26 protein-coding genes are annotated in these 21,529 nt (G+C 53.0%); 14 read left to right on the top strand and 12 right to left on the bottom strand.

The annotated features are described in order from the left end of the window. Positions 1 to 148: 148 nt before the first annotated feature. The 3 genes from KVQ82_RS27550 to KVQ82_RS27540 form a co-directional block, all read right to left on the bottom strand. Positions 149 to 685: a hypothetical protein gene (locus KVQ82_RS27550; protein ID WP_222016966.1), complete on the bottom strand. Its 537-nt coding sequence runs from the start codon at positions 683 to 685 to the stop codon at positions 149 to 151. Beyond that, complete coding sequence (locus tag KVQ82_RS27545; protein ID WP_222016965.1) at positions 678 to 1,850, bottom strand: DUF3800 domain-containing protein; 1,173 nt, start codon at positions 1,848 to 1,850, stop codon at positions 678 to 680. The genes KVQ82_RS27550 and KVQ82_RS27545 overlap by 8 nt, the downstream gene beginning before the upstream one ends. Before the next feature lie 61 nt (positions 1,851 to 1,911). Beyond that, on the bottom strand, positions 1,912 to 2,280 hold the full coding sequence (locus tag KVQ82_RS27540; RefSeq protein WP_222016963.1) for a hypothetical protein: 369 nt from the start codon (positions 2,278 to 2,280) through the stop codon (positions 1,912 to 1,914). 232 nt (positions 2,281 to 2,512) lie between these two features. On the opposite strand from KVQ82_RS27540, the gene KVQ82_RS27535 reads away from it, so the two are divergent. Together KVQ82_RS27535 and KVQ82_RS27530 are read left to right on the top strand one after the other, a co-directional pair. Then, positions 2,513 to 2,758, top strand: a complete 246-nt coding sequence (locus KVQ82_RS27535; protein WP_222016959.1) for a hypothetical protein — start codon at positions 2,513 to 2,515, stop codon at positions 2,756 to 2,758. A gap of 145 nt (positions 2,759 to 2,903) precedes the next feature. Continuing rightward, the gene (locus KVQ82_RS27530; protein WP_222016956.1) at positions 2,904 to 3,392 is read left to right on the top strand and encodes a hypothetical protein; all 489 of its coding nucleotides are present in this window, start codon (positions 2,904 to 2,906) and stop codon (positions 3,390 to 3,392) included. Between the two features lie 39 nt (positions 3,393 to 3,431). Here KVQ82_RS27530 and arsN2 read toward each other — a convergent pair whose 3' ends face one another. Continuing rightward, positions 3,432 to 3,905 carry an arsenic resistance N-acetyltransferase ArsN2 gene (arsN2, locus tag KVQ82_RS27525; protein ID WP_222016953.1) on the bottom strand — a complete coding sequence of 158 codons (474 nt, stop codon included), beginning with the start codon at positions 3,903 to 3,905 and terminating at the stop codon, positions 3,432 to 3,434. A 306-nt stretch (positions 3,906 to 4,211) separates the two neighbouring features. Between arsN2 and KVQ82_RS27520 the strand changes: the two genes are divergently transcribed. Continuing rightward, positions 4,212 to 5,699 carry a SulP family inorganic anion transporter gene (locus tag KVQ82_RS27520; RefSeq protein ID WP_222019454.1) on the top strand — a complete coding sequence of 496 codons (1,488 nt, stop codon included), beginning with the start codon at positions 4,212 to 4,214 and terminating at the stop codon, positions 5,697 to 5,699. 11 nt (positions 5,700 to 5,710) lie between these two features. Further along, positions 5,711 to 6,562, top strand: coding sequence for a universal stress protein (locus tag KVQ82_RS27515; RefSeq protein WP_222016951.1), 852 nt, complete (start codon positions 5,711 to 5,713; stop codon positions 6,560 to 6,562). Between the two features lie 95 nt (positions 6,563 to 6,657). Here the strand turns inward: KVQ82_RS27515 and KVQ82_RS27510 are convergent, their stop codons facing one another. After that, positions 6,658 to 7,038, bottom strand: coding sequence for a rhodanese-like domain-containing protein (locus tag KVQ82_RS27510; protein WP_222016948.1), 381 nt, complete (start codon positions 7,036 to 7,038; stop codon positions 6,658 to 6,660). A gap of 130 nt (positions 7,039 to 7,168) precedes the next feature. Here KVQ82_RS27510 and KVQ82_RS27505 point away from each other — a divergent pair, with 130 nt between their 5' ends. From KVQ82_RS27505 to KVQ82_RS27465, 9 genes are all read left to right on the top strand, one after another. After that, positions 7,169 to 7,495 (top strand): helix-turn-helix transcriptional regulator, encoded by a 327-nt coding sequence (locus tag KVQ82_RS27505; protein ID WP_222016946.1) that lies wholly within the window; start codon positions 7,169 to 7,171, stop codon positions 7,493 to 7,495. Beyond that, a complete protein-coding gene (locus tag KVQ82_RS27500) occupies positions 7,492 to 7,926 on the top strand; it encodes a YeeE/YedE family protein (RefSeq protein WP_222016944.1) in 435 nt (144 codons plus the stop codon). The genes KVQ82_RS27505 and KVQ82_RS27500 overlap by 4 nt, the downstream gene beginning before the upstream one ends. Before the next feature lie 2 nt (positions 7,927 to 7,928). Beyond that, entirely contained in the window at positions 7,929 to 8,348 is a 420-nt protein-coding gene (locus tag KVQ82_RS27495) for a DUF6691 family protein (RefSeq protein WP_222019453.1), read from the top strand. Positions 8,349 to 8,446: 98 nt separating this feature from the next. Beyond that, positions 8,447 to 8,812: a YidH family protein gene (locus KVQ82_RS27490; protein WP_046482237.1), complete on the top strand. Its 366-nt coding sequence runs from the start codon at positions 8,447 to 8,449 to the stop codon at positions 8,810 to 8,812. Between the two features lie 255 nt (positions 8,813 to 9,067). Next, positions 9,068 to 10,084: a phosphate ABC transporter substrate-binding protein PstS gene (pstS, locus tag KVQ82_RS27485; protein WP_186621087.1), complete on the top strand. Its 1,017-nt coding sequence runs from the start codon at positions 9,068 to 9,070 to the stop codon at positions 10,082 to 10,084. Positions 10,085 to 10,157: 73 nt separating this feature from the next. Then, on the top strand, positions 10,158 to 11,153 hold the full coding sequence (gene pstC / locus KVQ82_RS27480; RefSeq protein WP_140894110.1) for a phosphate ABC transporter permease subunit PstC: 996 nt from the start codon (positions 10,158 to 10,160) through the stop codon (positions 11,151 to 11,153). Beyond that, positions 11,150 to 12,022 (top strand): phosphate ABC transporter permease PstA, encoded by an 873-nt coding sequence (gene pstA / locus KVQ82_RS27475; protein ID WP_222016942.1) that lies wholly within the window; start codon positions 11,150 to 11,152, stop codon positions 12,020 to 12,022. The genes pstC and pstA overlap by 4 nt, the downstream gene beginning before the upstream one ends. Next, complete coding sequence (gene pstB / locus KVQ82_RS27470; RefSeq protein WP_127649218.1) at positions 12,022 to 12,801, top strand: phosphate ABC transporter ATP-binding protein PstB; 780 nt, start codon at positions 12,022 to 12,024, stop codon at positions 12,799 to 12,801. Before pstA ends, pstB begins: the two co-directional genes overlap by 1 nt. 76 nt (positions 12,802 to 12,877) lie before the next feature. Further along, the gene (locus tag KVQ82_RS27465; RefSeq protein ID WP_313902815.1) at positions 12,878 to 13,246 is read left to right on the top strand and encodes a CrcB family protein; all 369 of its coding nucleotides are present in this window, start codon (positions 12,878 to 12,880) and stop codon (positions 13,244 to 13,246) included. A gap of 416 nt (positions 13,247 to 13,662) precedes the next feature. On the opposite strand, the gene KVQ82_RS27460 is transcribed toward KVQ82_RS27465, so the two are convergent. From KVQ82_RS27460 to KVQ82_RS27450, 3 genes are all read right to left on the bottom strand, one after another. Next, a complete protein-coding gene (locus KVQ82_RS27460; protein ID WP_225919988.1) occupies positions 13,663 to 14,811 on the bottom strand; it encodes a D-alanyl-D-alanine carboxypeptidase family protein in 1,149 nt (382 codons plus the stop codon). Between the two features lie 161 nt (positions 14,812 to 14,972). Next, on the bottom strand, positions 14,973 to 16,370 hold the full coding sequence (locus KVQ82_RS27455) for a HAMP domain-containing sensor histidine kinase (RefSeq protein WP_222016937.1): 1,398 nt from the start codon (positions 16,368 to 16,370) through the stop codon (positions 14,973 to 14,975). Then, positions 16,348 to 17,025 carry a response regulator transcription factor gene (locus KVQ82_RS27450; protein WP_140682405.1) on the bottom strand — a complete coding sequence of 226 codons (678 nt, stop codon included), beginning with the start codon at positions 17,023 to 17,025 and terminating at the stop codon, positions 16,348 to 16,350. The genes KVQ82_RS27455 and KVQ82_RS27450 overlap by 23 nt, the downstream gene beginning before the upstream one ends. Positions 17,026 to 17,237: 212 nt before the next feature. Between KVQ82_RS27450 and KVQ82_RS27445 the strand changes: the two genes are divergently transcribed. Continuing rightward, on the top strand, positions 17,238 to 18,023 hold the full coding sequence (locus KVQ82_RS27445) for a substrate-binding domain-containing protein (protein ID WP_222016936.1): 786 nt from the start codon (positions 17,238 to 17,240) through the stop codon (positions 18,021 to 18,023). A 542-nt stretch (positions 18,024 to 18,565) separates the two neighbouring features. Here KVQ82_RS27445 and KVQ82_RS27440 read toward each other — a convergent pair. From KVQ82_RS27440 to KVQ82_RS27425, 4 genes are read right to left on the bottom strand one after another with little or no spacing between them, the layout of a single operon-like run. Continuing rightward, positions 18,566 to 19,309: a TraX family protein gene (locus tag KVQ82_RS27440; protein ID WP_222016934.1), complete on the bottom strand. Its 744-nt coding sequence runs from the start codon at positions 19,307 to 19,309 to the stop codon at positions 18,566 to 18,568. Next, positions 19,306 to 19,743 (bottom strand): YqaA family protein, encoded by a 438-nt coding sequence (locus KVQ82_RS27435; RefSeq protein ID WP_222016931.1) that lies wholly within the window; start codon positions 19,741 to 19,743, stop codon positions 19,306 to 19,308. Before KVQ82_RS27435 ends, KVQ82_RS27440 begins: the two co-directional genes overlap by 4 nt. Positions 19,744 to 19,755: 12 nt before the next feature. Further along, the gene (locus KVQ82_RS27430) at positions 19,756 to 20,892 is read right to left on the bottom strand and encodes a nickel/cobalt efflux protein RcnA (RefSeq protein WP_222016927.1); all 1,137 of its coding nucleotides are present in this window, start codon (positions 20,890 to 20,892) and stop codon (positions 19,756 to 19,758) included. A 7-nt stretch (positions 20,893 to 20,899) separates the two neighbouring features. Beyond that, on the bottom strand, positions 20,900 to 21,199 hold the full coding sequence (locus tag KVQ82_RS27425) for a metal-sensing transcriptional repressor (protein WP_032894820.1): 300 nt from the start codon (positions 21,197 to 21,199) through the stop codon (positions 20,900 to 20,902). Positions 21,200 to 21,529 lie beyond the last annotated feature (330 nt).

Genomic DNA, 21,529 nt, shown 5'->3' with positions numbered 1-21,529 from the left:
AGCAGCGGCCATTGTCATTATTGGTCGCATTCCATTGCTCAGCGTAATGTACCCAAATAGGGCCATTAAGCCTAAAAATGGTGGTTAATGTGCCTTATTGGGGACATTAAATTCGTATCTCAGAGCAACGTACCACCAGCGTTCGATTCTAGGAGGGTAGTTGACTCTCGGATTTGCTGGCCTCATGACGAGCCCAGCGCAATGCAGCTATCGACATGAATTGCCTAATCGCCAGCGCTCCCCGTTCATTTCTGGCTTTCGAGCCAGGTAGGGTCAGTGCCGCCTCTACCTTGGCACGACTCGCTTCGTACATTGCAAATGCGTTGAACTCAGAATCAAGCAGCACCAAGAGCACTGTATCGAAGGGTTGTCGTAGATCAATTGCACCCATTCGGCCCGTAATCTTTTGCGGGTTCAGGATACAGCGCCCCTTGATCTGGATTCTCGCGACGCCAACTTCCAGTGTCTCTGTAGCGTCGTAACCTGCCTGCCTTGCAGGATGTAGTAACAGGCCGAGTCTAGTAGCAGCTTCGTACTCTGCTACCTCGCCGGTCACGCCCAGCGGCTTGCCGGTCAGGCGATAGAATCTACGCGCGAGCACCTTGGCTTCTTTCAGAATCTCTAGGATTTCATCCTGAATCACCGCAGCCTGCTGAGGTTCATGGTCATGACTGAGTTCAGTCATCTGCAAATGTCTCGAGCGCAGCGAGCAGCTTGGCTAGCTCAGCCAGGTTGGCTGCCGTCACGATGTCATATTCTCCTCGACTACTCAGCCGATATACCTCTCGAGCCTTTTTGACCCGTTCCAGTAGAGGAACAACAATGCCTGACGCTCTTTCAAGAAACTCGTTAATGTCTGCCCGTGTTTGAGGGATCTTGTAGCCTTTGGCCGCGCTTGTGATGATCACGTTCGAATCGCGAAGCTTGGCGATGCCGCTGGAGCGGATTCTCTGGTCGTTGATATCTCCGAAACCGCTGTCTTTTAGGTGGCCGACTATTTCTGCGGTTGGCACGTAGTCTTTGGTGACGAATTCACTTTGGAATCTCAAGAACCGCAAGATGCTTAGCTGCAGTCGCTCATCTTCATCGGGGTGCTTACCAACCCGCTCGCTAAAACGATCAGCCTGGCGGAGAGCTTCTTGGTGTACCTGGTAGTCTGCGTACCCAAATTCATCCGTCGGCGGCGGCAGAAGAGACTGGTACTTGGATGGCCACTCAAGCATTCCAAGAGTCAGGCTGCGTAGGATCTTTTTGTAGGCAAGAACTGCTTCTTCCGATGCTTTCTCTTCGTAGATCTGAGCGACTGAGCCAGCGAAGAAATCCGCAACCTGAACCAAAACGTTGTCCTTACTGGCCATCGTCTTGAAGGCATCCTTATCGCCAAATAGGTCGTCCACGAATCGTTCTGCAACGTAGCTTTTGAGGCTCTGCTGAAACTCCTGGCCACCATGCTCGTCAACGATCATCTGGAAGTCAGGATATGCGCGGAACAAGCGTTCATAGAGCAACCCGTTCACGTATTTTATGAACGAGGTCTTGATGCGGAGGCCGCCGTCTTTGTGAATTCGAGACTTATCAACGACGGTGAAATAGAGCTTGAATGGCAGCTCAGCTAGCTCGTTGAGGATTCGGGCACGGCGATCTGAATCCTTCGGCTTCAGATTGCTGGATTTGATCTCGCCTGTTTGAAAATGACGCGTGCGGAGTGCTTCAGCTTGGGCATAAGCAGCTTCCAGGTCTTTCTCTGCCACCAGAATGGAGCACACGATGAAGAAACCCGAGCTTCCTCCCTTTGACGTATCAAGGTCGGAATTCCCGGACTCATCCACGAAGGCATATGTTCTGTCCATGAGCTTGCTCCATCAACAACTTACTGAGCGCAGTGGGTCGCCTAATGGCAAGGTGGCGAACTCAGTTCGTCGCAGTGGTAGTACCTGGAGCAGGGCCTTCGCTGAACGTGTAGTTGATGACCACGTCATTTCGGATCAAGACGTCGAGGGTTTTCTGAGTGCCCGTAGTCGTTACCTTCATGGTGACCACGTAGCTTTGGGCATGGGCTGAGCCATTGGTGTAGGTGTAGATCCACTTCTCGTCAGTCTCGCTGATTGCGCTCTTGGCGTAGGGCGCACCAAACAGCGACTTAAGCTCAGAAGTGGTGGTTTTGCCTTTGGTGATGCTCGCTACACTGGCCGACGGAAAGTCTCGTCCTGCGGTGTAGTGGGACGTAGCGCAACCGCCAAGTGCGACACAGATTCCCATTACTGCGATGAGCTTTTTCATATCTTTCCTTGATTGTAGAAAGATCCGAATCTAGCTGGCATTGAGGCTAAAAGCCATCAACAGGTAAACCATCCAGCACTCCCTCATCGCGGCTCAGATTGGCTAGGTGGGCTTCAACGTCATCAACCGGTCGTCTGGAAGGGTACACTGATGGTACTGTGCAGTGTCAGAGTGATGTCACATGGAAAGTGCCCGTGCTCCCTTACCACTCCCACAATTAAAGTGTGACGTCATGCCTTCTACCGATGATTTTCGATTTAACGCTCATCACCTTCTGATCGATTTAGATGCAACCACTAATCATCTAATGATGCTCGTTGTCTCTCGCGAAGTGACGGGGAGCGGTTGGGACGAAGCTTTAATCCGCCACAAGCAAGCATACGAAGCTTGGGCATCCATTCTGCTTGGAGCTCAAACAGATCCGATGTATGTGCTAGATGCAAGGCCGCCGGGCGAGCACAGTGCCCCTGCAAAATGAGATGCAACATCAGCATCCATTCGGCATTCTATGAAGCACGCAATTCCCATGCTGATCTCGCGCCGTTAGCAGTAATCTAAGCGTTACTGGAAGGACAACGGTTAACCGAACCCATGTCCACCATCTAAAACGCGCTAGGGGGAACATGGACGTCGAATCTTTGACGAAGCAGATCACGCTAGTTGGAGCCGTGGTTGCGGCTTGCACCGGCGTCTGGAGCCTCTGGCTGCAAATGCGTGGTAAGCGCGACCATTACTCTGTCGGTACAGGAACCGTACGCCCTGAGATCATCAGAGAAACGATGATTCATGTTGTGAGTCATAGTGATCACCCGATCTATCTCGCGGATTACGGATTTATCGATCCAAACTTCAAGTTTTCCTCAATTCCTTTGGAACAGGAGCTGCACGATTTTCAAGACAGTCATGTGTACACCCGTGGCAGCAGCAGTCTTGAGAAGCGCAGCGACTTCTTCGAAATTGGCTACATTCGGCGCGACACTCCCATCGGTGCATTCGCAAGAACTGTTACTCAAACTAGGCCCTGCATCGGATTTGCCTACGATACGCCGCCATGGAAGAAGCTGTGGGTTCGTACCCTGCTTTTGGTGAAAGGGCGAGGGTATTTGCGATGATCTCCCTCCCACCCCCCCGGAATCCGCTGTGCTTAATTATCAGCCCAGCGGTTCTTCAGACAGCGCTGTCAGCCCGTTCGAATGTAAATCCTTACACATATAGCAAGCCGAGCCAGGGCAAAGTCCCATGAACTGCTCCGTCTGAGAAATCAGAGGCGGCGCAGAGACTCGTTGATTTACTGCATAGCCCTGCTGATCAAAAAAGCCTGACGCAGTTGTTGTCAGCAAATGAAGTCGAGCGATTCCCCGCTCGGCAGCTATTGCGTCAATGACGTGAAGCACTGCGATCACAAACCCTTTCGACCTGTATGCCGGCTCTACGATCATGGAGGGCAGCAATCCATCTGTTCCATGCGTTTCAAACCCTCCCCATCCGACACTCCTACCGTCCCTTGTGAACCCAAAAAAGGTTCGGCATAGAAGGTCAATATCGTCTGCGGGAAGATCGGCGGATTTCAATGCAGCGCGAAAACGCTGCCATTGCTTGCCGGTAAGTTCCGTTGCTCGGATCACGAAGGGCTTGACACCGGGTCGCCATCGCCGACAGCTTCTGTATACTGTTGGCTCCGCACACCCTTTGAGCTACAGGAACATCAGCATGACTGTACTCCAAACGATCTACTGGCAGCCTACGCCGCCTTAGCGCTACGCCCCCTCGCAACACCTCGCACCCGCCTGTTTTCGCTCGCGGTGCGTACTACTGTATGCCCGGTTCTTACACCCAAAGCACACAGTCAAATAGTCCTCAAAATTTGAATTCGTATCGACGCGCTCGCCCTCCGCCCGGTGTGCGTGCGGTGCATTGCCTTGGATATTCTGATGCTGCAATCACTCAAAAAAACGTGGTTCTCCAACGTTCGTGGAGACGTGCTCGCGGGTCTCGTTGTCGCCTTGGCGTTGATCCCGGAAGCCATTGCCTTCTCTATCATTGCCGGCGTCGACCCCAAGGTCGGCCTCTACGCCTCCTTCTGTATCTGCGCCGTTATCGCATTCGTTGGCGGTCGCCCTGGCATGATTTCGGCGGCTACCGGTGCCATGGCACTGCTCATGGTCACCTTGGTAAAAGATCACGGGCTTCAGTACCTGTTGGCTGCAACCATACTCTGTGGGGTTCTTCAGATACTTGCCGGATACCTCAAGCTGGGCTCGCTAATGCGCTTTGTCTCGCGCTCGGTCGTTACGGGGTTCGTGAACGCGCTGGCAATTCTGATTTTCATGGCGCAACTACCTGAACTCACCAATGTCACCTGGCACGTATACGCGATGACCGCTGCGGGTCTCGGCATCATCTACCTGTTTCCGTATGTGCCGAAGATAGGAAAGCTAATTCCCTCGCCGCTGGTGTGCATTCTCACTCTGACTGCTATCGCGATTTACCTGGGGCTGGATATCCGCACCGTTGGGGACATGGGACAGCTGCCCGACACACTGCCGATTTTCCTGTGGCCTGAAGTTCCGCTGAACCTTGAAACCTTGCGCATCATTTTCCCGTACTCAGCAGCGCTCGCAGTTGTAGGCCTACTGGAGTCCATGATGACAGCGACCATCGTTGATGATCTGACCGATACCACCAGTAACAAAAACCGCGAGTGCAAGGGCCAAGGCGTTGCCAACATTGCAGCAGGGATGCTCGGTGGCATGGCCGGCTGCGCCATGATTGGACAGTCGATCATCAACGTGAAGTCTGGCGGTCGAACTCGCCTTTCAACTTTATGCGCAGGCATCTTCTTGCTGCTGATGGTCGTGTTCCTGGGCGAATGGCTCTCCAAGATTCCGATGGCGGCATTGGTTGCCGTAATGATCATGGTCTCTATCGGCACCTTCAGCTGGGATTCGCTGCGCAATCTCAAAGAGCACCCACTGTCGACCAACATCGTCATGCTTGCGACGGTTGTGGTGGTCGTGGCGACGCATAACCTGGCCTATGGCGTGTTAGTGGGTGTGCTGCTGGCATCGCTGTTCTTTGCGAACAAAGTCGGGCATTACCTGGATATCAATAGCAGTCTTGAGGAGACTGAATCGCACCGGACTTACCGTGTTGTGGGCCAGGTGTTCTTCAGCTCCGCAGACAAATTCACCAATGTCTTCGACTTCAAGGAGGCACTCAAGAAGGTCACTATCGAGCTGACCCAAGCCCATTTCTGGGATATCACCTCGGTTGCAGCGCTGGACAAGGTGGTTATCAAGTTCCGTCGCGAAGGCGCCGAGGTTGAAGTGCTCGGTCTGAATGAAGCCAGTGCCACTATCGTTGACCGCTTTGGCGTGCATGACAAACCTGACGCCATCGATAAGCTCATGAGCCACTAAGGAGACCGACAATGACCCACGTAATGGCATGCATTGATAACTCACAATCCTCGCTGGCGGTCTGCGACTACTCAGCATGGGCGTCGCAACGACTTAGCGCGGCCCTTACCTTGCTGCATGTATTGGATGAGGAGAAATACCCTGCATCAGCAAACCTGAGCGGAAATATTGGTCTCGGAAGTCGAGAGCATCTACTGGAGGAGCTGGCTACTCTAGATGCTCAGCGTGCCAGGCTCGCTCTGGAGCAAGGTCAACACATGCTCGAGAAGTCCAGGGAGCGGACGGTCATAGCCGGCGCATCTTTTCCTGAGTTAAAGCAGCGCCACGGACACTTGATAGAAAGTCTGATCGATCTTCAGGACGATATTCGACTGCTGGTCATTGGGCGAGTGGGTGAAGACAGCAAACGTGGAGTGCACAGCCTTGGCAGCCAAATTGAAGCTGTTGTACGCACAATTCACCGTCCAATTTTGATAACCGCAAGCAGCTATAAAATGCCAGAAAAGGTGATGCTCGCGTTTGACGGTAGCCGCACAGCACACAAAACCGTTGATCTGCTTGCCGCCAGTCCGCTTTGCGCAAACCTACCGATTCATCTCGTTATGGTTGGTGCTGACTCGGAAGGCAACCGAGAGTCGCTGGAGAAAGCGAGGAGCACGCTCCTTACTGCTGGCTTTGTCATCCACGCCCAGATCCTGCATGGAGAAGTGGACGAGGCTCTGCACGCTTATCAGGCGGAGCAGGGAATTGATCTTCTCGTCATGGGGGCCTACGGCCACTCGCGCATTAGACAATTTCTGGTAGGCAGTACAACGACGATGATGCTCCGCACAGCCACCATGCCGATACTGTTGCTTCGTTGAGTAGCTGCAACTACACGAATTGGGTCGCATCTAACAAATACAGGTGCGACTCAGTGGATGCCAAACGAAGTGCAGTACCAAAAACCGAGACTCATTTATTCAAACGCAGGGAGGCTTGGCTTAGCGACTGCCTTAGCCTCTGCCACCCAAGCATCAAAGCCTCCAGCGATAGAAGACACACTGACGTAGCCCATCTCACCCAGAGCTAAAGCAGACAAAGCAGCTCTTCCGCTTGTTTTGCAATAAAGAATTATCTTTAAGTCTCGGATAGCGAGTTCTGGCGTGCTGCTAAGCCTGAACTCCAAAATCCCACGCGGAATGTTTACTGCGCCAGGGATATGGCCAGCGCTGTATTCATCAGGCTCCCGTACATCGATCAGTAGATCAGCTTCCTCTACTGCAGCATCTGCTGAGCCAAGGTCTATTTCTCTGATGTGTAATTTAGCTTCTGTCACAAGATCATGTGAGCTTTTCATTTAAGATTTAATCTCATTTTCGTCGGATTTTTCAATTCTGGATGCGGGCTGCACCCGCCTCGACACCATGGCCCTAGCCAGTCATTATGTAAATATATATATTATATAAATTCTAAATGAGTCAGCAGTCATGCAACGCCCTGAAAATGAACTCGATATCCAGCAACTGCGATCTAGCGCTGAAGCTGCTGGCCAGCTACTGAAAGCGCTGGCGAACCCTGATCGATTGCTCCTTCTCTGCCAACTGTCGCAGGGTGAGCTAAATGTGACCGATTTAGAGGCCTTGTCAGGCATTCAGCAACCTACGTTGTCTCAACAACTCGCGGTGCTACGTAGCAAGAGCATGGTGGAAACGCGACGCGCGGGAAAGCAAGTCTATTACCGAATCAGCAGCTCTGCCGCGCTCGCGGTGATCCATGTCCTTTATCAGCACTTCTGTGCAGGAGATGCAAAATGAGCATTGATTGGATGCACTTTACGCCTTGGACTTCATTAGGCGGAGGCGCCTTGATAGGCCTCGCGGCTAGCTTGTTCGTTCTCGCTAATGGTCGCATCGCAGGCATCAGTGGGCTGATTGGAAGCGTGATGCAATTTGGCAGTGAAGGCTGGAGCGAGAAGGCGCTGTTTCTTCTTGGTCTGTTGCTTGCGCCATTGTTGTGGGGAGCATTTAGCGTGTTGCCGGAGATCGAGATTAGGTCAGAGTGGCCCACCCTGATTATTGCGGGGCTGCTCGTCGGCGTGGGAACCCGTTACGGCTCTGGCTGTACTAGCGGTCATGGCGTTTGCGGCATCTCTCGATTGTCAGCCCGATCCATCACGGCAACGATGTGCTTTATGTTCGCCGGTTTTGCAACGGTGTACGTCATTCGTCATGTGGTGGGAGCATGAAGATGATCAAGCTGAGCGCATTTTTTGCAGGACTGATCTTCGGCCTTGGGCTTCTTCTGGCAGGCATGGCGAACCCCGCCAAGGTATTGGCTTTTCTTGATGTGACTGGGGCCTGGGATCCGTCACTCGCACTGGTGATGGGAGGTGCCATCGCAGTGGCGGTTATTCCCCTGAATTGGGCGCGCAAGAACAAACAATCCTTGTTGGGTGCCCCCATGCAGTTACCAATGAAAAGGGAGTTGGATGCCCGCTTGATTGGCGGCAGCCTGATGTTCGGTATAGGTTGGGGAATTGCGGGGATCTGCCCTGGGCCAGCCGTCGCTATTCTGCTTACGGGGCACGGGCAGATCATCGTATTCGTGTTGGCCATGTTGGCCGGTATGTACTTGTTCTCTCTATTAGAACGTCGGCGCACGGCCTGATTAGGTGATAGCCATGAAAGCGAATGACTGAAGCACGGTCAGACGTCTACACACGCTGACCAGATCGATTTCACCTATTGAGAGCCAAGGGGTATTTGATGTCAGACCTGAACGATCCACGAGTCTTCTTTGCTGCCGAGCGAACCTTGCTGGCCTGGAACCGAACCAGCCTTTCGCTGATGGCGTTTGGCTTTGTAATTGAACGATTCGGACTACTGCTGCAAATGCTCAAGCCAGGTGTTTTGAGCGCTCCAGGAAAACATTTTTCTTTCTGGATCGGACTCGCTTTTCTGATGCTGGGCTCATCGGTTGCCTGTTGGTCATCCTGGCAGTACAAAAAGGTGGTAAAGACCCTCAAGCCTGTTGAGATCCCCCTTGGCTACAGCGTCAATGCTGGCCCTGGCATCAATGTCATCACGGCAATCCTGGGCGTTTTGCTCGTTGCGTATTTGTCCATTATGTAAGCAAGACAGACCTTCGTTCGGCTCCCGACATCGCCCTCCGCATAAGAGGGTAAACGGCAGCCCCAGGGCTTTACACCGATGCAGACGAGCATTTTCAACGAGCAAACGAGTGAAGGTTCTCGATTCACACATATTTCAAAATATTTCTGAAAATGCCGAAACTGTCATCGGATAGAAATATTTAAAGAATTAAATCGTCACTTCTCCGATAGGTGGATACCTCCACTTAACTCCTTTCATTGAGGTGTTGTCGTGATGTTGCTGACTAAAAAAAGCCTGTCTGTCTTACTGGCTTCCCTCTGCATGAGTGGCCTTGCTCATGCGACCGATGTTACCGGTGCGGGCTCCAGCTTTGTCTATCCGGTTTTGTCCAAGTGGTCGCAGGACTACAGCAAAAGCTCCAGCAACCGTATCAATTACCAGTCGATTGGATCGGGTGGCGGTATCGCTCAGATCAAAGCGGCAACAGTAGATTTTGGTGCGTCTGACGCACCGTTGTCTGCCGATGATCTCAAGGCCGGTGGCCTAGGCCAATTTCCCAGTGTGATTGGCGGCATCGTGCCGGTGATGAACATTGAGGGTGTAGCGCCGGGCCAATTGAAGCTCGATGGTGAGACCCTGGCGAAAATCTTCTTGGGTGAGATTACAGTCTGGAACGATCCAGCCATCGTCGCCCTGAACCAGGGCATGAAACTGCCAGACAGTAAAATCACCGTCGTCCACCGTTCTGACGGCTCTGGCACCTCATACAATTTCACCAACTACCTCTCTAAAGTGAGTGATGGCTGGAAATCGAAAATCGGTTTCGGCACAACTGTGCCTTGGCCGGTTGGTGTGGGTGGTAAAGGCAACGAAGGTGTCTCGGCCTACGTAAAGCAGATCAAGAACTCAATCGGTTATGTTGAGTACGCCTATGCCCTGCAAAACAAGATGACGCACGCACAGCTGAAGAACGCATCCGGGAAATTCATTCAGCCCAATGCCAAAGCCTTCCAAGCGGCTGCCGACACTGCGGACTGGGCTAACGCCAAAGACTTCAACCTGATCATGACTAACGCGCCTGGCGATAGCGCTTGGCCGATCACGGCGACCACCTGGATCATCATGTACAAACAGCCGAAGAATGCCGAGCAAAGCCAAGCGGCCTTCAACTTCTTCAAATGGTCGTTGGAGAAAGGCCAGCAACAGGCCTCGGCGCTGGACTATGTGGCCCTGCCTGACTCTCTGGTGAAGCGTATCGAAGGTTACTGGAAGTCTGACTTCGCACATTGATTCAGCAACACTTAAACCCCTTCCTCGAGCAAGTTTTGCCTGACGAAGGGGTTTGTTTGTGAGTAGACGTCTGATGAACGACACAGTCCAACCTTTGACCATGACCCTCCACACTGGCGACGTTACGAGTGATAAGCGTGCGGCTCGCGATCAGCGTCATGATCTCTGGTTCAAGCGTTCAATGCTGGGCGCCGCAATGCTGGTGCTGTTGCTACTGGTTAGCATCGCCGCCTCGACACTTTGGGGCGGTAGTCTTGCGTTCAAGACTTTCGGTCTCGACTTTCTGACAAGCACTGAGTGGGATGCTGTCAACAACCACTTCGGTGCTTTGGTTCCGATTTACGGCACCTTGGTGACTTCTTTACTGGCGCTGCTGATTGCGGTTCCTGTCAGCTTTGGCATCGCGATTTTTCTCACTGAAGTAGCACCTCCCTGGTTGCGGATGCCCGTCGCCTCGGCGGTTGAATTGCTCGCGGGAATTCCATCGATTATCTATGGCATGTGGGGGCTGTTCGTTTTCGGCCCGTTCATGGCAGAGCATCTATCACCTTGGATCAATGACTATCTGGGTGAGCTTCCTTTGGTGGGTTCGCTGTTTCAGGGCCCACCCTTAGGGATTGGCATGCTGACAGCAGGTATTGTGCTGGCAATCATGATCATGCCCTTCATCACCTCTGTCATGCATGAGGTGTTCCGTAGTGTTCCAACAACCCTCAAGGAGTCTGCTTACGCGCTAGGTAGCACCACTTGGGAAGTGGTCTGGGACATTGTTCTGCCCTACACGCGCTCAGCGGTGGTCGGAGGAATTTTTCTCGGGCTCGGACGGGCATTGGGCGAGACCATGGCGGTTACTTTCGTGCTGGGTAATGCTCAACAATTCTCCGCCTCATTGTTGATGCCAAGCAGTTCCATTGCGTCAGTCATCGCCAACGAGTTCAGCGAAGCCTATACCGACCTGCATCGCTCGGCGCTGATTGCACTGGGCTTCCTGCTATTTGTCGTCACCTTTATCGTGCTGGCGCTAGCACGACTCCTGCTCATGCGGCTTTCACGCAAGGAGGGTCTATGACCGGCAACGAACGTCTCTACCAAATTCGGGCTTTCAAGAATCGACTTGCATTGGTGCTCAGTTGCGGTGCCACTGCGTTCGGTCTCATCTGGCTGGTCTGGATTCTGCTGACCACAGTGATCAACGGATTTCAGGCGCTCAATCTTCGCCTCTTTACGCAGATGACGCCGCCGCCCGGTACGGAAGGTGGGCTGGCAAATGCGTTCTATGGCAGCGCGCTGATGTCCGGTATCGCCCTGCTTATCGGGACGCCCATCGGCTTGATGGCGGGAATCTGGCTAGCGGAATTCGCACGACACTCGCGTCTAGGCACCACAGTTCGTTTTATGAACGACATTCTGCTGTCGGCACCATCCATTGTGCTGGGGCTGTTCATCTACACCGGCGTCATCCTGCCGTTGAACATACTGACTAATCACCAGGTTGGCTTCTCCGCTATCGCCGGCGCTCTGGCACTGGCGCTGTTGGTGATTCCAGTGGTGGTGAGAACTACCGACGAGATGCTTCAGCTACAACCGTCCACCATGCGGGAAGCCGCGCTGGCGTTAGGCGTCCCGCAATGGAAACTGACTCTACAAATCGTACTACGAGCGGCAAAAGCGGGCGTGGTGACCGGGGTGCTACTTGCACTGGCCAGAATCACCGGTGAAACAGCGCCGTTACTGTTTACAGCGTTCGGCAACCAATTCTGGAGCAGCAATCTTCTGAAACCGATTGCCAGCGTGCCCGTAGTGGTTTTCCAGTACGCCATGAGCCCATTTGATGACTGGCACTCCCTAGCTTGGGCTGGTGCATTGGTGCTGACCTTGTTTGTACTGGTACTCAGTTTACTGTCCCGCCTGATCCTTTTACGCAATAGGTTGACCTGATGAATAGCCGTGACCTTGCCGACGAAAGAACTAAAATTCGCGTTCGTGGCCTGGAGTTTTTTTACAATAACCAGCGGTCTCTGAACTCCATCGATATGGATATTCCAGAGAAACGTATCACTGCGATCATTGGGCCGTCAGGTTGCGGGAAGTCGACGTTACTGCGGGTGTTCAACCGTATCTACGCCATGTACCCGAAGCAGGAAGCGCGGGGCGAGGTGCTGCTCAACGGAGAGAATATTCTCGCGCCTGGTTACTCGATGAACCGCCTGCGCAGCCATATCGGCATGGTCTTCCAGAAACCCGTACCGTTTCCTATGTCCATTTACGACAACGTCGCTTATGCCGTGCGTCACCATGAACAACTTTCCCGTCGTGAGATGGATGAGCGCGTAGAGCAAGCCTTAAATGGAGCAGCGCTTTGGGACGAGGTAAAGGACAAGCTAAAACAAAGCGCTCAGAGCTTGTCGGGTGGTCAACAACAGCGCCTGTGCATAGCGCGCACCATCGCTTTGCGCCCACAAGTATTGCTTTTGGATGAGCCGACTTCCGCGCTTGACCCAATCTCCACTGGGCGCATAGAGCAGTTGATTACTGAGTTGAAAGAGCAATACACCGTCATCATCGTGACCCACAACATGCAGCAAGCGGCACGGGTGTCGGACTACACCGCCTTTATGTTTATGGGCGAATTGATTGAGCATGATGTGACCGACAACATCTTCACCAAACCAAAAATGAAGCAGACTGAAGACTACATTACGGGTCGCTTTGGATAACCAATCCCTTTCCTTCAGTACATAAGCTCTCAGCCCCTAGAGCTGCAAGGAGTTCGTCAGCTTGGTGAGAACATTAGTGGCCATCGCCATAAGCGCATCGCTTGGAGGCTGGCTACGCAGTATTTTGGGGGAGAAGCTCAAGGAATTTTTTCCGAGCATGCCCGCAGGAGCGCTCGTCGCGAATTTAGCCGGGGGGTACTTCATTGGCCTGACCATCGGCTTTTGGATGGATTCGCCGCTGCTCTTTCCTCGGTGGCACGTTGCGATCATCACAAGCTTTTGCTTAGGGCTCGCGGTCTTCTCACTAGCCTCGGCAGGATCGGCCACGTTAAGCCACAAAGAACGGTTCATTCCTGCAATTGGGGCCATCTCGCTTCATGTCATAGCGTTGCTTGCCATGACTGCGTTAGGAGCGCTCACTTTCCACTGGGTAGATGACATCTAGTAAGTTTTGATCAAAGATTGATATGAAATTTGGTTTGTGATTTCAGCCCAGGGTAAAGCCTTGCGCAGAATGACAGAAACAGAAAGCCCGGCGCGTAGCCGGACTTTTTGTATTTCGGATGGGGGCTGATCCCTCAGCAAATTCGAGTGTAGTTCAGTCAGATCTATGGTGCAGCTAACACGTTCTCTTAGGTCGGTATCAGATATGAATGGCATGGAAGCGACAACCCATTGAGCATTCTCCCTTTGTGATGGCTGACATTTCGAGCCGACGCTAGAGCGTCATTGCGGCAAATGTCCTTGGGCATCGAGGCTGGTGACTCAACTGGATGGTTTCGCCCCTGTCACGTCAGATCAGTGGGAATCATTTGAGGTTGTCAGTGAGGTGAATCACGGCTGGATATCATCCATCCAGATTCAGGCCTTTACCTCTCCCTTGTCGTCCTTCACATCAAACAATCCTGCAAAAAAAAGATGGAATGCATCCCAGGTTCGCGTCCACCAACCACCTGCTTCTCCGGCTTCTAATGCGATGAGAGAGCGTGTCACAAGTTTATTCTCGCCGTCATACAACTCGTAGCTTCCGACTATGTCACCGACGGCAATAGGAGCTTCCAGTGCGTTATTGATGTGAAGGCGGCTTTCCACCTTGCGATTACTATTCTTGGGCAGCGTCAATGTCACATCATCGAGCAACCCAACAGAAATTACGTTTTTCTCGCCTTTCCACAGTCGTGGTTGAGCTAACACCTGCCCGCCTTTCTGATAGGTCTTCGTCTCAAAAAAGCGAAAGCCGTAGTTCAGGATTTTTTGAGCATCTTCTGCACGATTGTTCATCGTGGTCGAGCCAAATACCGCACTGATAAGACGCCGCCCATCACGAAGAGCAGAGGTCACCATGCAGTAGCCGGCCTCTTCGGTGTGGCCAGTTTTGAGCCCGTCAACACTGGGGTCGCGCCAGAGGAGAAGATTGCGATTGGGTTGGCGAATGTTGTTCCAGGTGAAATATTTGTGCGCGTATAGCGGGTAGTAAGCGGACTCATCATTGATAATTGCCCGCGCAAGCCGGGCCATATCATGAGCAGAGGAGTAGTGCCCAGGTGCCGGCAAGCCTGTAGGGTTCATGAAGTGAGTGTCAGTCAGTCCAAGTTTATTTGCAGTGACATTCATCAAACCGGCAAATGCATCTTCGCTACCCGCTATGTGCTCCGACAGAGCCACACTGGCGTCGTTGCCAGAGTCGATCACCACGCCACGCAGCAGGTCATGCACAGGGACAACGGCGCCAGGATCAAGAAACATCCTGGAACCACCGGTTCTCCATGCGTTTTCACTGACGGTAACCGGATCGTCGACCTTGAGGCGTCCCGCCTGTATCTCATTGGTAGCCACATACACCGTCATCAACTTAGTCAAGCTAGCCGGCGGCAAATGCATATCAGCGTTTTGACTGCTAATAATCGAGCCTGTCGCGGCATCCATAAGTACCCAGGATTTCGCGCTCAGTTGCGGTGGTGCTGGGATCATCGCTCGGGCAGTTGGTGAGGCAGGACTTGGGGTGGGTATTGGAGCCGCCCAAACTGGTGTCAGAAAAGAACACGCAAGAATGAGTGTAAGCCGCAATTTAGGGTGTTTCACAAGCGCCAGCCTCGGATTCGCAGAAAGACGCGCCAAGCTAGATGAGGAGCTGAGAGGGCTCAAATTAACCCGGATTAATATAAATTTAATTAGCGGTTGGAGACGACCTCGGGCAATGGACAAATAATCGAGACTGAGGCTCCACCACCACGCGGCGATTCCTGGATATGCAGTACAAACCCGTGCAACCGAACAATTGCCGAGACCAGAGAAAGCCCCAGTCCATGCCCAGGTTGCTGACGGGTGGTGTCTCCGCGATAAAGCCTGCGGATCACGCTGTCACGCTCTGCCTCGGGTATTCCAGGGCCGCTGTCCGAAACCTCTATATTGAACGAGCTATGCGTCAGAGAGCCGGTCAAGTGAATCACACCGCCCTTGGGTGTGAACTTGATAGCGTTATCTAAAAGATTAACCAGCGCCTCGAACAGAAGAGAAACATCACCAGATAACTTCGGAAGGTCTTCAGAGAGGTCGAGGAGTAGCGTCAGTCCTTGCTCTTGTGCCAAGGGCAAAAAAAACTCGTGCGCTTGCGTCAGCAGCGATGCTGGTTGGAACGATTCAAAACCTGATCTTCTCCTTGTATCTTCAAGTTCAGATATTCGCAGGAGCCCTTGAAAGCGCAACATGATGGATTCGCTTTCTTCCAGTGCCATGTTCAAGGTCTCTGCATGAGAGCTATCCAGGGGTAACTGCTGTAGCTGGTCAAGATGGGCACGCAGGCGAGTCAGGGGAGTACGCAGATCGTGCGCAATACCATCACACGCCCCCTTCACCTCATGCATAAGCTGCTCTATATGCTCGAGCATGACGTTGACAGCATTGGCCAACATGTCGAGCTCATCGCGGCGTGGAGATAGCGGCAGGCGTTCACCGAGATTGCCCGATACGATACTTTCGGTGCAGCTTTGAAGTCGCTGCACTCTGCGTAAGGGCCTTCGCCTCAAGAGCCACCAACCGATCAACCCAGGGATAAGGGTAAGAGAAAACCCCCAAATTAATGCCTGCTCAATGATGCCGCCGACTGCGGAGATAGATCCTCCATCACGCGACAGGATCAAAATTCGACCATCACGCCGATGTTGCATTAGCGCATGGCTGCTTCGGGTTTGCTCGCGTGGCAATGCGATGCTCAAGCCTCGCTCCAGATAATGTACCTGGCCATCATCTGGGAGACTTGCTCTTAACCGGAGAAGGTCACCGGCGATATGAGTGCCGTCAGCTTCGAACAAACCGTAGGCGTCGATCCCTGACGTCGAATACACCTCACTGGCAGCCAGTTCTCCCTCCAGACTGGCATCATCGATTTTTTGATAATAGTGGGCGCGTTGCATCAATGTCCGCTCGGCAACAGCCCCGAGATAGGTTGAGATTTTCCAATAAAGCACTCCCGTAAAAACGGCTCCCCAAGCGATAAAAAACAAGGCGTAAAGCCCGAGAAGGCGACTATTGGAAGAACGCCAGCGCTCACTCCTGGGAAGCAAGTACATAACCAGAACCGCGAATTGTTTGAATAACAGGGGAACCGCTCCCCTCGATTTTTTTCCGCAGCCGACCGATATGAACATCAATAATGTTCGTGCCAGGATCGAAGTGATATCCCCAAACCGCCTGAAAAAGCATGGTTCTAGTGACCAACTGACCCGCGTTGCGCATGAAATAAGTGAGCAGTTTGAATTCGGTTGGGAGAAGCGGAATATGCACATTCGAACGACTGAGTGAGTGTTCAATGAGATCGATATGGAGGTTGCCAAAGCTCAAATGACGCTCACTTTCACCTGCGGTTGGGCGCCTCAGCAGCACCTCCACCCTGGCGATCATTTCAACTGTAGAGAACGGTTTGGTCAGGTAGTCATCGCCCCCCGAACGAAGCCCTTTCACCCGCTCATCGACATCAGACAGTGCGCTGATCATCAAGACTGGCTTCAGAATACCGAGGCTTCTCAACGTGCTGACTATCGTCAAACCATCAAAGTCAGGCAGCATTCGGTCAAGCGTTATCACATCATGGTCGCCAGAAATAGCCGCTGACAATCCATCACGACCGTTAGCCGCCCACTGAACATCGAATCCATGGGAGGTAAGCGTGTTAACAATAGCCTTGGCTGTAACCTCATCGTCCTCTATTACTAGCGCGCGATTCATTTTTTACTCCACACAACGATTGCAAACCCAAGACTCAAGCAGGCTCCAAGCGCCGTATATCTCAAGATGGATGCAGCCTAGGTACGGTGCATCGGACGGTAAACTAAATTTTTCTTAACCCACCTTAATTTCGACATTGCTTGAAATGTGACTATTTTTTCGCGCCTCCACTGCTAAACCTCATTTCTACGCTGGATTCAGGATACTCCGTCATGACGAAGACCTTACTGAGGCTCGCATTGGCCTGCTTGTTGTTCTTGGCAGATGGCATCGAGGCACAGGATGCGACCTCTACCAAAACGCTTACCCTATTTGTGTCTGGAGGCTTCATCGCGGCGATTCAATCCTTAGCTCCCGTTTATGAAAAAGAGACGGGATTCAGCTTGGTCATCAAAGAGTCTCCACCTACCGGGAATACCCCAATTGCAATCACTAATCGGCTCTTGCGCGGTGAAAAAGCAGATGTCGTAATCATGGAGGATTGGGAGCTTCGAAATTTGATCGATCAGGGGCAGCTGCAAAAAACGAGTCGAATTGATCTTGGCAAGTCGTTCATTGCCATGGCCGTCCAAAAAGGTGCAAAAAAGCCCGATATAGGCAACATGAAAGCCTTCAAAAAAACGTTACTCAGTGCCAAGTCCTTGGCTCTATCGGATACGCCCAGCGGAAGATACCTGTCACGTATTCTCTTCCCTCAAATGCACATTTCAGAAAGCTTGAGGATCAAGACGCGGACGATTTCCGCCGAACCCGTCGGAGAAGCAGTCGCTCGTGGCGAAGCAGAGATAGGCTTCCAACAACTGAGTGAATTGATGCACACGGAAGGTATTGATGTGATCGGGCTTATTCCAGATCAGGTGCAGAAAATGACGATGTATTCTGCAGCCATCTCTACTGGTGGCGTACAGCAAGAGGAGGCTGCAGCGCTGTTGAAATTCCTGAGTTCAAAGGCCGCTAGGACTGCCATCAAGGTAAGTGGATTAATACCCGTGCGATGAGTTTTCCAGGCAGGCGCATGGCTCAGCTGCTACACCTGCAGCATCTGTAAGCTTGGCTATTGAGACACCGCCAGAATTGCAGCTGCTTTATGGTCGGTCATTTGAGGGGCCGATTTCGTTTGCTGAACCAAGCTTAAGCCATCAAGTTCTTGAGGGCTTAACGTGGCCCCTCCGCCAGACAGAATCAAGGCGAGAACTAGAATAGTAAAGCCTACTAACACTGGGAATGAGCCCAACCAGAATTGGATGCGTCGGCGGCGCTGGTATGCGTCCATCTTTTCTAGCCCCTGTCGGCGTTGGCGAGTATTTCTCGCTTACTTATAGTTCTGTCGCTCAATGTAATTTCTAGCTCCGATTATTACCAGCCCTCGAAAAATAGCCTGGATGCAGTATCCGCTCACTGACTAATCGATGACATATGGTCTGCAGGGGTTAAGCGACATTCAGCAGCCGATGCTGCTTGGAGCGCTCAGCAGAACGAATAACTTCTTCCCGCAATTAGCTATAAGCACCAGTCTCCTACCTATCTGAGTTGACATCCCTCAGATCAGGAGCCGCAGAGCTTGCAAAGCAGCAAGGTGCCCCGGATAGAACCAGTAGGCCCATTGCCCGACCGGCAAGACTCTAAAGGTGAAGGTCTGACGCAGAAGCCAGAGTCCGATCAAGGGAGCCGCGAATGCAGTGCTCAGTGCCAATAGTGAATAGACTTCCAGATCTAGCGCTCTGGTCACGATGCTACTGCGGGTATTGCTCAACAGGCATAGAGCCGCTGGCAGCAACCAAAGAACACCGGGACTCTTGATCGCTAACAAGACCGCCGCTGGAAGGAGTGCTCCGTAGAAGCCACACATCAGTGGATCATCCAGCACGTAGGCAACTGCGGCGGCCATCAACGCCGTAGCGCCGCTCAACAAGGTGCGATATTGCAATCCCCACGCAATCAATAGCCCTAATGCCAGGGTAACCAACACGTTGAATGATCCCGAGGTGCTGATGTAGCGATAAGGCACTTCTGAAATGGCGGCGAACAACAGCATCAAGGCGAGGTAGCGTCCGTTCGCGGCAGTCAGCCACTCGCCCGGTTTGGAGCGCGCCACGTTGGCCGCAATGGCGACACAGAACAGCGGAAAAGACAGTCTTCCCAGAATGAACAGATTGCTCATCTCCGGCCACACCAAGCGCAAGTGATCGATAACCATGGTCAGCATCGCCAGCCACTTGATCAGATCTAGGCTAATGCTTCGGCTCTTGAGTGAAGGATGCGGGGTTGTATTAGCCGTCGTCATGTCCATCCCAATGTGACTGCGGTAAGCACAAGATAACGCACGCCCTTAGCCAGGGTGACAATCAGCAGGAAACTCCAAAGTGGTTCGCGCATGACTCCGGCGACGACCGTCAGCGGATCGCCAATGATGGGCACCCAACTCAGCAACAGTGACCAGCGCCCGTAGCGCAGATAGGACTGCTGGGCTTTTTCTAACTTGCTCTCGCTCACGGGGAACCAGCGCTTGTGGCGGAATCGCTCAACAGAACGGCCCAAAAGCCAGTTCAGTGCGGAGCCAAGAACGTTGCCAAAGGTGGCGACCGCCAAGAGCGTAGAAACGACGTACTGGTCGGAGAGCAACATGCCGACCAGCACGGCTTCAGACTGCATTGGCAATACCGTGGCGGCACCGAATGCCGCCAGGAACAGACCAACGTAGCTGGTGAGCTCAAACACGAAAGAGTCGCCTCAAGCGTTCAAGCCGATCCAGCCATGAAAGCCCACGTACAGACCAACACCGATGATCAAGACACTGGACAGGTAGGGCGCACGACGCGCAACGGCGCCCAGCCATGGCCAACGGTTGGAAGCCTGCTTGGCACCAATAGCGGCTGCAGCACCGACGGTTACCAGTGTGAGTGCCAGACCAATGCTAAAACACAGGACTAGCACACCACCCAAGGCGACCTCTTTGACCTGAAGACATAGCAACAGAACGGTGATAGCAGCCGGACAAGGAATCAAACCACCAGTCAGACCGAACATGACGATTTGGCCGGTGGTGACTTCGCGGTTAGTGAAGCGTTTACGGATATCGTTGGCATGGGCACGTTCATGTGCGTCCTGATACCCATCAATCGACAGTTCCAACCCTTCCAGTTCGGAATGCGCGTGGCCGTGATCATGCTCCTGGTAGTCCAAGTCATAATCATGGGAGTGCCCCGCGTGCCCAAGACTCAAGCGAGCACTGAACTCATGAGGCTCGGGGATATCGACTGCCGACTCCAGGAAGCCCTCGCGCTCGACGAAGGTGAACGACTGGGTGCTGCCGTCAGGACGAGTTGTCATCAGACGAACATCTGAGGCTGCCCAAGCGTGCCCGGTCAATGTCTTCAGGCGCCAGTGCGGTGGCACGCCGTCTTCGAAGATCGACAGCTCAACACGGCCATGGCCAGTATCGATTCGGTGGGTCTCATCATGATGGCCGTGGTCATGCTCGCCATGGTGGTGATCATCACCTTGCTCGAACTTGAACATCTGCTCACCACGCCATGTACGCCAAAGCATCCACAGCGCAATTACGATGATCAGGGCAGAGGATGCTAGCTGGAAGTATGGCTCAGTGGTTTGAGCGTCCAGGCCTTTGCCCAGATACATGCCGCCGATGGCGACCAGCCACACTACGGCGGTGTGCGATAGCGTTGCAGCCAGCCCCAGCAATACGGCCTGTTTTACCGAGCCACGGATGGCCACGATGAAAGCCGCCATCATGGTTTTTGAATGGCCCGGTTCAAGCCCATGCAAAGCACCGAGCAGAATGGCGCTCGGGAAGTACAGCCAGGCGTGCGAACCACCCTGTTGCAAGAGTTCAGCGAAGTTGGGCATATCAGACCTAAAGGTACTTGGTGATTTGTTTGAAAGCTTCCAGCGGTGCACGCTCGCCATTGCCCAGCGCCGAAACGGTGTCCTCGAGGCAGTGATCAATGTGATCTTGGATGAGCGTTCGTTTTGCCTGACATACGGCTTTCTCAACTGCATGCAACTGCTGAGCAATGTCCACGCACTCACGACCCTCTTCGATCATGGTGATGATGCCGCGTAAATGGCCGTCCGCTCGTTTGAGGCGCTTGATGATCGCCTCATGACTTTGGTGGGTGTGGGGATGGCTGTGTTCGTGTTCGTGCTCACTCATGACTTGAGCCTCAGGCCTCAATGAATTACGCTGGCATCGTATCCCCCCTAGGGGGATACGGTCAAACGAATCAAAGCCCTACAAAACGAGTTGAAACCCGAACACTATGTTCAGCAGAACACTGACAATGACGGTGGTAATCGCACTTGCTCTCGCCATGTTTGTGGCTTGGGCCGGGCACACCTATACGTTGTCGGTGACATCGAAACAGCCAGCCTGGGAGATTGCGCAAGACGCACATCACTCCCATGAGCAGCAGGCAGAGATGTCGAGCGCGAGCTACTCGGATCATTACCACTCGCCGTTGACCCCTGACCATCAGCACGAAAC

The organism is Pseudomonas sp. AO-1 (genome assembly GCF_019775695.1).
Taxonomy (GTDB): Bacteria; Pseudomonadota; Gammaproteobacteria; order Pseudomonadales; family Pseudomonadaceae; genus Aquipseudomonas; species Aquipseudomonas parakoreensis.
This window is presented reverse-complemented; position numbering and strand designations above follow the sequence as displayed.